Annotated in this window: 10 protein-coding genes; 2 read left to right on the top strand and 8 right to left on the bottom strand. The window is 40.5% G+C overall.

The features are described from left to right. Positions 1-107 precede the first annotated feature (107 nt). The 7 genes from MTBBW1_RS07635 to MTBBW1_RS07665 form a co-directional block, all read right to left on the bottom strand. Positions 108-671, bottom strand: a complete 564-nt coding sequence (locus tag MTBBW1_RS07635; protein ID WP_080801508.1) for a hypothetical protein — start codon at positions 669-671, stop codon at positions 108-110. 178 nt (positions 672-849) lie between these two features. Beyond that, positions 850-2,487: a sodium:solute symporter family transporter gene (locus MTBBW1_RS07640; RefSeq protein WP_080801511.1), complete on the bottom strand. Its 1,638-nt coding sequence runs from the start codon at positions 2,485-2,487 to the stop codon at positions 850-852. A 140-nt stretch (positions 2,488-2,627) separates the two neighbouring features. Then, a complete protein-coding gene (locus MTBBW1_RS07645) occupies positions 2,628-2,900 on the bottom strand; it encodes a hypothetical protein (protein ID WP_080801515.1) in 273 nt (90 codons plus the stop codon). A 262-nt stretch (positions 2,901-3,162) separates the two neighbouring features. Beyond that, positions 3,163-3,702, bottom strand: coding sequence for a hypothetical protein (locus MTBBW1_RS07650; RefSeq protein ID WP_080801519.1), 540 nt, complete (start codon positions 3,700-3,702; stop codon positions 3,163-3,165). Further along, positions 3,695-4,819: an AAA family ATPase gene (locus MTBBW1_RS07655; RefSeq protein WP_080801524.1), complete on the bottom strand. Its 1,125-nt coding sequence runs from the start codon at positions 4,817-4,819 to the stop codon at positions 3,695-3,697. The genes MTBBW1_RS07650 and MTBBW1_RS07655 overlap by 8 nt, the downstream gene beginning before the upstream one ends. A gap of 46 nt (positions 4,820-4,865) precedes the next feature. Beyond that, positions 4,866-5,537 carry a response regulator transcription factor gene (locus tag MTBBW1_RS07660; RefSeq protein WP_080801527.1) on the bottom strand — a complete coding sequence of 224 codons (672 nt, stop codon included), beginning with the start codon at positions 5,535-5,537 and terminating at the stop codon, positions 4,866-4,868. A gap of 116 nt (positions 5,538-5,653) precedes the next feature. Then, positions 5,654-8,008, bottom strand: coding sequence for a cache domain-containing protein (locus tag MTBBW1_RS07665; protein ID WP_080801530.1), 2,355 nt, complete (start codon positions 8,006-8,008; stop codon positions 5,654-5,656). A gap of 373 nt (positions 8,009-8,381) precedes the next feature. Here MTBBW1_RS07665 and MTBBW1_RS07670 point away from each other — a divergent pair, with 373 nt between their 5' ends. Together MTBBW1_RS07670 and MTBBW1_RS07675 are read left to right on the top strand one after the other, a co-directional pair. Then, entirely contained in the window at positions 8,382-8,930 is a 549-nt protein-coding gene (locus tag MTBBW1_RS07670) for a helix-turn-helix domain-containing protein (RefSeq protein ID WP_080801536.1), read from the top strand. A gap of 299 nt (positions 8,931-9,229) precedes the next feature. Then, the gene (locus MTBBW1_RS07675) at positions 9,230-10,384 is read left to right on the top strand and encodes an acyl-CoA dehydrogenase (RefSeq protein WP_080801542.1); all 1,155 of its coding nucleotides are present in this window, start codon (positions 9,230-9,232) and stop codon (positions 10,382-10,384) included. Between the two features lie 311 nt (positions 10,385-10,695). On the opposite strand, the gene MTBBW1_RS29030 is transcribed toward MTBBW1_RS07675, so the two are convergent. After that, positions 10,696-11,379 (bottom strand): ATP-binding protein (locus tag MTBBW1_RS29030; RefSeq protein ID WP_281255623.1); only part of this gene is annotated, 684 nt, incomplete at its 5' end.

An 11,379-nucleotide genomic window follows, 5' to 3' on the forward strand; every position in this document is an offset into this window, starting at 1 on the left:
TGAGCATCCTGGGCATCCTGATTCAGACAGTATTGACAAGGCTCAAAAGCTCATAGGTGTCGCTTTTGAGTAAACCCAATTACTTAACAATTGAATCTGCTAAATAATTATAGCCACAAATAGAGAAAACAGCCGATATAGATAAAAGTCACAGATGCCGCAATAGCCATTTTCAAATGACCAAGATTGTAAATATTACGGATAACAGGATATAATACAGCAAAGCCATAAATAGAAAATAGCAGCCCCACACCCTTAATGAAAAACAGATCAGCTTTATCCATATGAAGCTGAAGAGCAGCAACAACAGGAGCAAGAGGCCACATAGCAACAGCAGCAATACCAATATAAAAATATGAGACCAGAAAATTGGCATTTCCGCCAATGCCACGCAAAAAGACCCATATAAAAAGTGCGGCTCCTGCATGCATTAAAAAAGCAACAGGCACACCTGCAAAAACTATTTTAAAGGTGCTGTACTCTCCTGATGCTTCAATCCCCTGCCCTGCAAGCACACCGTCAATAAAAAAACTTGCAGAAATACCATATATAAGTCCAAGGATTGTTACATTGAGAATACAATAAAACTGCATGGATTTAATTGAAATTTTATCAGCTATAACTGCACCATCCATTTTAAGAAGTGCTGCCATGCTACTGAAATAGTTCATATGCTTTTTTTCCAGATTTGCAGGTAGGGAGCAAGTCAAACTATGACACCCTCTGCAAAAGTCAAACTCAAAACTCTTTTAAAAGTAGGGGCGGATATCATATCCGCCCCCAATGGGACAAAAATGGATTCTGCCCCATTACAGTTTCATACTAACCCCTCATGAGGCCACGAAAGTGTCAACTCCAGGGCACAAGTCCCCAGAAGAATACTCCTATACAGACAGCAACAATGACAAGGGGCCATACAATACCGTTATAACGCGTTTCATCATAATCAGGACCCCAACCGTGAATCCTGTCAATAACCATCTTGTCGGCAAGGGTGGGAGCATATGCCTTAAACATCTCAAGACGGTTGAACAGAATTGAAAGCAGGATAAACATTGCAAAGCTCAATGGAATGGTTACCATACCGCCAGACATTCCAAGTTTTGCAACAAGCCCTGTACCAACGCAGATTGAAGGAAAAACATGGGGAGAAATTACAATAAAAAGAACGCCGCAGAATATGGAAGATACCATAAGGGCAAGTTTGTTGGCCTCTTTCCACCAGACTCCAAGAAGAATGGCAGGTGTTGCCGTGGTGGCAAGAAGACCAAATGCCCACAAAATACTTGTAACAAGAAACTTCGGGGGTTTGAAAGCCATAAGAATTGCCATGATGCCGCCTATACCAAGGGCAACATATCCCCATCTCATCTTCTTTTTTGTATCCATGTCAGGGGCAATAATTCCCAAAAGATCGCTTCCCACAAGACCTGCAATTGCCATAAGATTTCCGCCAATTGTTGAAAGGCCAGCAGCAAGGGCACCGCCCATTACAAAAGCTGCAACTAAGGTGGGGTTATAGAATACATTTAATATAAGAAGTGTCTGGTCAGGTTTGGCAATAATCCTTCCTGTAGTTGCTGTAAAATAATTTCCTGCAAAACCTACAACATATGTTCCTGAAAAAAGAAGCCCCAGAAAAATGGCAAACCAAACAACTGCCCAGCGGGCATTTTTGACTGAAGAGGATGTAAAAACCCTCATGGCAAGATGAGGAAGTGCCACAGGCCCAAGGGTAAATGCCGGAATCAGGGCAAAATACCATCTGAAGTCATATTTCATGTCGAAAAATGTAGGAATCGCTTTGATCATATCGGGAACCATGTCACCATATGCAAGTGGTGGAAACCACCAACCAGAGGAGCCCATGGCTTTCATGATGGCACCCATTGGAACAATCATGGCGATGGTCATAACAACCATCTGAAATGCTGCATTATATGAAGCACCATACATACCACCAATTGTGATAAAGCCAACAGTGGCAAGCCCTGCAACAACAAGGGCAATATTGTAGGGAACACCAAATAAAAGCTCAAACGCCTGGCCAAGACCTATCATCTGTCCAAGGGCATACATTACCATAATAAGAATCATCCAGCATACGATTACCACTGTTGATGGCTTACCGTATCTCTGGCGTATAAAACTTGCAGGCGTAAAAGCCTTCATGCGGCGAAGACTTGTTCCATATAAAAGTGTCAAAAGAGGAATGGAGATTGCCCACTGTATCCATAGATATACAAAGGGCACCTGCAACTTGAGGATCAGGGCAATAACTCCAAGAAAAGTTGCAAGACTTGCCCAGGTGGCTGCCATGCCAAGGCCGTTTGTAACAGGGCCTATGGAGAAACCAGCAGCATAAAAATCCTCATCCGAGGTGGTTTTGCGACTTGCAAGCCAACCAACAGAGTAAAAAATTATAAAAAGAATAATAACAATAGCTATACCAATCCAGACATTACTTAACGCATATTCCGCAGGCATATTGATCTCCCGTCATAATATTATTTTACATGAAATCTTTCATAGAAAACTAAAAAAATGGCTTCTTTTGCCACAATCTCAAAAAGAACGACTCACTCTTTTCCAAACTGAGAAAATGACGTTTTTTCAAACTGAAGAAATTAATCCTTCTTCCCTTTCTCAAGTGATTTGACATACTCTTCCATCTCATCGTCAAATTTATTACACATGAGAGTCATCACCAGGCTGACTGCTGCAATACCGAACCAGCCCAGAAGAATGGGAACAATATACTGGGTCGGGAAACCCCACAACGTTCCTGTCTGCAGAAAAGGGAACAGGACAAAAATTGATGCCGAATGTCCCGCGAGCAATAGTAGAACAGAAAAAACAATGGTGAGGGTAATCTCTTTCTTGTAAAGTTTCTCTTTCATCTTCCGGTCAGCTCCTTTTTTTTGTAATAATAAGGTTTACGGTTGCAGGCCAAACAATGCCCTTAATAGGGTGTAATGGAGTCAAGGTATTAACACAATCGGTAAAAGTATGATTTTTCATGTAGGGAAGAGTGTAGGAAGAAGGAGGCATATGACCTACATTGATGTAGGTTCATGAACCTACATTAGGGGGAAAATGGTTTTTTTTCCGACAGTTTAAGATATAGTCATTTTCACGGTAAAGAGGCATCTGCAATGACCGTTATAAAGCGAGTCTTTCAATTTCAGCACAAGCACATTTCAATGAATTGGGTGCATCTTGAGCCAACGGTTTTTTCCTGCTTTTAGCCATATTTTGGACAAAAGGTTTACATTTCCCTGGCTTTAATAATTTCGGATAAGCATCAATCTCATTCACCGGAGGGTTTTTTAGATAATGAATCCATGTTTCAATATTTCTCTTAGGTACAAATACCCCTATCTTTTCATCTATAGCACGCCTTGCAATCTTTTTATCTGCCAACTGATCATCCAGCTCATTTATTCTGAAATCAGGATCATGTCCTGGATCTGCATCAATCAACACAACCAACCCCACATTCAGATAGTTTTTTGAGCGCAATGCAACAACTTCTGCTGCATAACTTTCCCTGACAAACTGTTCTCCAGAGCCTTTTCCGTACGGTGCAATTTTTGAGCGGATCCGTCTTTTTTCAATACCACACTGTATAAGAAAAAACCTGGCAAACACTTCTTGTTGACGGTCTTCGCACAATATGATGACCTGTGTATATTTATTCATTGAGCCAGCCCCTCGCGATTATTTCTGAAAAGGGAATGCCTTTTTTATTCTCAGGAATTGTAATGGATTTGATGCGTGTTGCTCGGTTGCTCTCCCGCTCAAACCAGAATCCTACCGGATCTGCAAGCAGGTAATCTATTAACTCAGGATGGTGGGATATTAAAATTGCCTGGGTATGACCATTTTCGCAAATATCGTACAATTCAGTCAACCAGGGTTGAATCTCTTCCAGTGCAAGAAAATTTTCTGGCTCATCCAAACATAAGATATATCTGGAATTATGACTCAAACGCATAAGAACTAATATAGTGTACAATGAAATCAACATACGTTGACCATCAGAAAGCTCATCAAATGTATATTCAACGATCTGTTTGTCTTCTTCATTCTGAATAGCAACCTTAAGTAACCGGTGTTTTTCTCCAACCGACTCAAATTTAAAGGCGTAAAAACCGGGGATGACGTTTTTAAGTTCACTTATTAATTGAAATGCAAGCCCCTGATCCTGGGAAAGATAACGATACCACGATGTAAAATTTGTTAAATATTTAAATGGATTTTCTGCTTCTTTAGAGCTTTCCAGGCTCATCATTGGTGGAATAATTTGCAATACAATCAAATGTTTAATGCGGTTTTTAAACCAGGTTAAAAGGGTATTGTCATTTCGTGGTGGAATGGCACCAACAGCAGATAATGACAAATTTACGGGATAAACAGGGCCGTGGGAAAAATCATCCCTGAAAAGGTGAACTTCTCCCTTTTCTTCTAATTTTAACAGAGGATTGCCTTCATAAAACAATCTTTCATACCTAACTTTTACATTTTGCTCTGCTTCAGAGTGTTTCAATGAAAGTTCATATTTAAAAATGCCTTCATGACCCTGAAATTCAAGCTCAAATTTTTGATAACTCAATGAACTCCATCGAGTTTTGTGCTCTATGGGAAAAACGCTGCCGGCATCTTCACCCAAATATACAAATCGTCTTATTTGATCAAGCACTTCAAAAATTGCAGATTTTCCTGAGCCATTCCTGCCAAGGAAAAGATTCAGATTATTCAATTTTATCTCAAAATTTATCAAACTTTTATAATTATCAATAAAAATTCTCTTCAACATGTTCTTTGCCTTTTAATTTTAACCATAATACAAAAACAAAAAATATTTAGATATTAACCTTGCCTGTTTTTTCAAAATGGACTGCACAACGTACCAGTTCACTTGCATTTTTCAATCCCAGTTTCTCCTTTATTCTCTCTCTGTATGTTCCAATTGTCTTTATGCTTAAAAAAAGACGATGAGCAATTTCCCTTGTGGTAAAGCCTTTTCCTATCTCCTTAAAAACCTGAAGCTCACGATCTGTTAACCTGTCAACAGGAGATTTATCATGTACCCTGGTATTTTCAGAGATATTGGATAGAATATGCTCTTTCACCTTTTCATTAAGATATATTCTGCCATCCAGAACTGCATGGATGGCCTTCACAACAGACTCCATAGCCTCCTGTTTCATGATATATCCCCTTGCTCCGGCATGAAGTGCCCGCTGGGCATAGAGATATTCATCGTGCATTGAAAGCACAAGCATTGGAATATCCTTATTTTCTTTTTTTACATATTTAACAAGATCAATACCATCGGATTTTTTAAGGCTTATATCAACAATGATCAAATCAGGCTGAAGAGTATCAATCTCCTTTATGGCATCCTCCACATCCTTTGATTTTCCACATGCTTCGAGGTCATCTTCCTGATCAATAAGAGCGGCAAGGCCGAGCCTGAATATGGGGTGATCCTCCACAAGCATTATTTTTTTTATAATTTTTTTTGAACTCATTTTTTATTGCCAATGCTCCAAAAGAACAATTGTTAATAATAACCTATTTTTCTCGTCAAGAAAGAGAGACGTTGCAATGCAACGTCTCTACATTGTTGTGTGTATCTACCATGTAGTTATAGGACTTCTCCATCCTGTGGCAAACTTATCACAACGCAGGTACCCTCACTCTCCCCGGGCTGAATTGAAAAAGCTCCTCCAAGCAGATTTGCACGATACTTCATAATTCTTATACCCATACCAGCTCCTTTCCTTGAAAGATCAACAAAATCTTCATCATACTTAAAAAGTTGATTCAGGTCACCATGTGATTTTTTTTCATCTTTAACATGGTCATGAGCCGCCCATGAAGATTCTTCCTTATACTCCGGTGATAGAGCTGTGTCACTATTAGCAAAATCAATGCCTCTGCCATCATCTGAAATAGAGATTTGAAGATTTTCATGATTCTCCTCATCAACATCAACAGTGATCTTTACATTTTCCGCCCTGCCATGGCGAATGGCATTTTGTACTGCTTCACCTGCAATGTGGTAAAGATTAATAACCACAATCTGATGATGAATATCAATGCTGCATCGACACTCAAGAGTGCATTCAATGCCATAAAGAAGCCTTGTATTTATTACAAGCTCCTTAAGAGAAGATACAAGTCCATGATTAAAGTAGGCAGGGCACAACCCCCTTGCAAGGCGTCGGGTTTTGCTTATACCCTCTTTTATCAGTTCAATTATCTGATCAGCAAGAGCTGCCGACTCAGCCGAGGATTGCTGCACCCTCTTTTTCATTACACTTGCAAGGCCTTCAATGCCGATAAGATGGGGACACAGATCATCATGGAGATCATTGCCTATCTTCTGGCGCTCCCGTTCTCCAATCTCCATAATGCTCTTTTCAAGGGATCGAACTTCCGACACATCCCTAAGTGTTATAACACTGCCAACCGGCTCTCCATCACGGTTTCGATAAACCGATCCGCGAATGGTAACATCAATGAGCTTTCCGGATTTTGTCTTGCGCCTGCTTTCAGTTCTTGGCAATGTATTACCCTTTAATATAATCTCTATGCCATCCATTGTCTCTTTCCAGTGCTCCCTTGGGACAAAATGATCCATTTTGTGGCCTGCGCAATCATCAAAAGAGTAACCGAAAACCGCTGTAAAAGCAGGATTCATGTAAGTCACACGGCCCTCCATGTCATATACCACAATAGGATCCGGGACTGCCTCCATTACAGAACGATATTTTTCCTCACTTAGTTCCAGCGCCTCCTGTGCAATTTTTCTCTCACGGATCTCGGCCTGAAGTGAGTGGTGATACTTTTCAAGCTTGTCCATAAAAGAGTTGTAGTACCTTGCAAGCTGCCCTGTCTCATCCTCCTGTATCGGGGTTATTGTCAATCGCTCTGTAAACCTTCCGGAAATTGCCCTGTCAAAACGATTCATAAGTTCCCGCAAAGGGCTTGTAATGGTTGCACTTAAAAGAAATGTTATTGGCACAAAAAGAATCAGGGATACAACTCCTATAACAATAATCATGTTTCTTATGGTATCTAAGGGCATCTGAAACTCATCAAGATAACTTGATGATGCAACCATCCATTCATATTCCGGAATATCATGAAAGATTACAAGTTTTTTCCTAAAATGTGAATCACTTGGATTTTTCCAAAAATAGATAAGCTTTCCATTTTTTTTCTCAAGCATCTGTTTGTAGAAAAAAGGGGAAAAGCCCTCATCCCGAAAGACATTTATCCCCTCAAGTTCCGGATGAATAATGACATTACCCTTCATATCCATTACATAGGAATATCCGGTATTTCCAAATCTGTGGCTTAAAATGCTCTCCCTGAAATCGCTGATATTGACAAGTTTTTCAAATTCCTGCTGGTATGAAGAAACTGTAATAAGCCAGTCCCAGGGTTCAAAATAGGCGATATAGAGTGCCTTGGGTTTTGGAGCATCCTCCTCTGGATTTTGCCAGTAATATTCAATATATCCATTTTTCCGGCTTATCATCTGGCGTACAAATTCATGATCAGATATATCAAGTCCTTCAAGGCTTTTCCTGGGGTGTTTTAGAACACGTCCGCTTCCATCAAGAATGCATATATACCCTTTTTCCCCGATCTTCTGGCACATCACAATATCAACAGCTCTATTTTGTGCCTCTTCAATGGAGAACTCCCCATCCTTATGACGCTCATCAAGTCTCTGAATAATTTCATAATTATTTTCTGCCGTGGCTCTCATATGATTTTTTATGGAGACAGAAACTGCGGTTCTTACACTGTTAAGGATGGCGGAAGTTGAATTTTTAAGCTCACTTTCAATGTGGCTCTCCACAGTAGTCTTTACAATGGAATATATAACAAGACTTGAAAGAGCCATAATAACTACAAATGTGGATGAGTAGATAAAGAGAAGCTGGTAGCGTATTTTGAATTTCTTTATCATCTGAAAAGAGATCATGCTTATGTACCTTTATGGATTCATTGATATGCCCCCTGCAATTTGTCTGAATCACGGATTGCCACAGATTACGCTGATTACACAGATTTTTTCAATCAGTGTAATCTTTTAATCCGTTTAATCCGTGATTCAGACAATTCCCATTCTTTTTTCAAACAGAGTCTATTTTGTCAACAAATCAAATTTAATAAAGCAAACTTGTCCATAATTTCCCGTTAATCATAAAATTGAGCTTGCATATCATGTAATCAGTGTTTATAACACCTACTATGACTGAGCGCTCGTTCAAGTCCTTTAAGAAGCAATAAACTGCTGATAGAATTAAAAAACCGGAACTACCGTAAAACCATTCAAAAAGACAGGAGAACCTGATATGGCAAAAAAAAAAGATGAACTTCGCCCAATTGGATACAAAATAAAGCAAATCCGCCTTGACAAGAACATATCACTTGATTTTATCGCCAATGAAACCGGACTCTCCATGGATTTTATACAGGCTGTGGAATCAGGAGAAAAACGTCCTCCTGTTGGCACTCTTCTTCAGATCTCCCGTGCCCTTGGCGTTGATTCCGGATTTTTGCTCAAAGAACAGGAAGAAAGTGCTGAAGAGAGAGTCAAAGCTTATACAAAACGAACAGACAACTACGCATACACACCGCTTACACCAGGAGCGGAAAACAAGCATCTCAAGGCATTCCGCATAACCATTGATCCCCAGAAAGCACACAAAGGTGTTGGATTCCAGCACGAGGGGGAAGAATTTTCCTATGTTCTTGAAGGTAAAGTCGAAATAACAGTGGGAGATCATGTTAACTCTCTTGGACCTGGAGACTCCCTGCATTTTAATTCCGGCATCAAGCATGACCTTAAAAATGTTGGAGATACACCGGCAGAGCTGATCGTCGTGGTTTATACCCCCTGATTTATTCTTTAATCGCTGCTTGTAATGCTTTTGTCAATGCGTCCATTTAATCCTCAAAAGGGGCACCTCTCAAAAGGGACACCTTATTGGCATCTATTGAATTTGTCTGAATCAGGATAACCAGGATTTACAGGATGCCCAGGATTTTTATCCTGTAAATCCTGGTTATCCCGGGCATCCTGATTCAGACAATATTGACAAGGTTCAAAAGCTAATAGGTGTCGTTTTTTAAGTTAAAAACCACCTTGTTTTTTATGCATGACAAAGCAGCAGCTTCTCAATTTGTTAAAGGAGACCAAATGTTATTTAATCTTACAGATGAACAGTTAATGATACAGAGTATGGTCAGGGAGTTTTCCAGAAAGGTTGTTGCCCCCACCGCTTCAGAAAGGGACAAAACAAAGGAGTTTCCCAAAAAAAATCTTAAACAGATGGGTGAACTTGGGCTAATGGGCATGATGATCCCTCCTGAATATGGCGGAGAAGGTGCTGACACCATCTCCTATGTTCTTGCTCTTTCGGAAATTGCCTATTCATGTGCATCCACAGCAGTTGTAATGTCGGTTCAGAACTCAATTGTCTGCGAAAGTATCCTTAAATACGGCTCTGAAGCCCAGAAAGAGGAATTTTTAATCCCCCTTGCTTCAGGCAAAATGATCGGTGCATTTGCACTCACAGAACCTGACGCAGGCTCCGACCCTGTCAGCCAGACCACAACAGCAGTTAAAGATGGGGATGAATATATAATCAACGGCACCAAGCGATTCATCACGTCCGGAAAAAACTCGGGAGCTGTCATTGTAACTGCAAAAACAGATGAAAGCGCCGGGCACAGGGGTATCAGTGCATTTCTTGTTTCCAAGAAAACACCAGGTCTTGTTGTTGGACACATGGAAGATAAAATGGGCCTGAGAGCTTCTGACACAACAGATCTCATATTTGAAAACTGCCGTATTCCTGAAACTGCCATACTGGGTAAAGAGGGAGACGGCTTTAAAATCGCCATGTCCGGCCTTGATGGCGGACGTATCGGCATTGCAGCGCAATCCCTTGGAGTTGCCCAGGCTGCTTTTGATGCAGCAGTTAAATACTCAAGGACAAGAAAGCAGTTTGGATGCGCCATATCAAAGCACCAGGGCATAAGATGGCAGATTGCCGACATGGCAACCCAGATAGAGGCTGCAAGGCAGTTGATGCTCTCGGCTGCTGCAATGAAAGATCGAAAGGAAAAATATACCGTACAGGCATCCATGGCAAAGCTCTTTGCATCGGAAATGGTAAACCAGATAACATCAAGAGCCATACAGATGCATGGTGGATACGGTTTTACAAAGGATTATGATGTGGAGAGATACTACAGGGATGCGAGGGTCTTTACCATATATGAAGGGACTTCTGAGATACAGAGGATTGTTATTTCCAATAATGTCTTGAAAGACAAAAGAAAGCCGTAAAAAAGAGCCTTTAAAGACAGCTTGTTTCATTTATCGGTTACATTTTTTTAAACCTTGATTTTAAGGATTATCTTGATTTTTCATCATGTTAATCCTTAAATCTGGGTTGGTTCTAATTTCGGCCAATGATAATTTTTGTGAGGCTGTCTGAATCAGGATACCCAGGATTAACAGGATAAGGCAGGATTAATACAGTATCCTGAACATCTTTTTTATCCTGGTTATCCTGATTCAGACAAATGGCCGAAGAGTGTTAAGGTGTAGAATTCAGGCAATGGCAATCTTGCAACCTAAAGCATTGAGAATTAACTCTATTTGGATTGACTAAGTAAGACATCTTGGCCTTTTTTGGTAAGGCGATATTTTTGTGATGGGCTTTTTGGAGAATCAGGCTGTGTCATCTCAATTAGATTTAAAGCAAGTGCAGGGGCAAGATAATTTCGAGAAAAATTGACTCGATCCTTTAATTCTAAAAGTTTCATAATCTCCGCCCTGTTCATCTCGTATTCCAAGTTTCTCATCAAATTGATTACTTGCTGGGTTACTTGCTGGGTTACTTGCTGGGTTACTTGCTGGGTACCAACATCTGCCTGCTTACCCAGAGGCACTACAAATCTGATTTTCGTACCAATCTCAAGGATTCGAGGTTCTGGCAAACCAAGTGCTTGTGCTTCATTGAACATTCGAGGCACACCGGTACCCCACTGCTCAATAAGGTTAATCTCTCTAAAAAAACGGGCAATAACAGGATTTCTGATTTTTGAAACCCCTTGACGCATGTCTTCAATGGTCATGCCGGGTAAAAGAATGCCCGGATTTTCGATTTCAATTCGATCATCAAAAAATGCAATACGAATTGGAGCACCCCGTTGGGAATAGTCGGCATGGACAAGTGCATTGATCACCGCTTCACGAAGGATAACAAGGGGAATGCTCCAGACATCCTTACGTCGGACTTCTGAAAAATCCGCCCCACGCATGGCATGTTTTTTTAG

This window comes from Desulfamplus magnetovallimortis (assembly GCF_900170035.1).
Classification (GTDB): domain Bacteria; phylum Desulfobacterota; class Desulfobacteria; order Desulfobacterales; family Desulfobacteraceae; genus Desulfamplus; species Desulfamplus magnetovallimortis.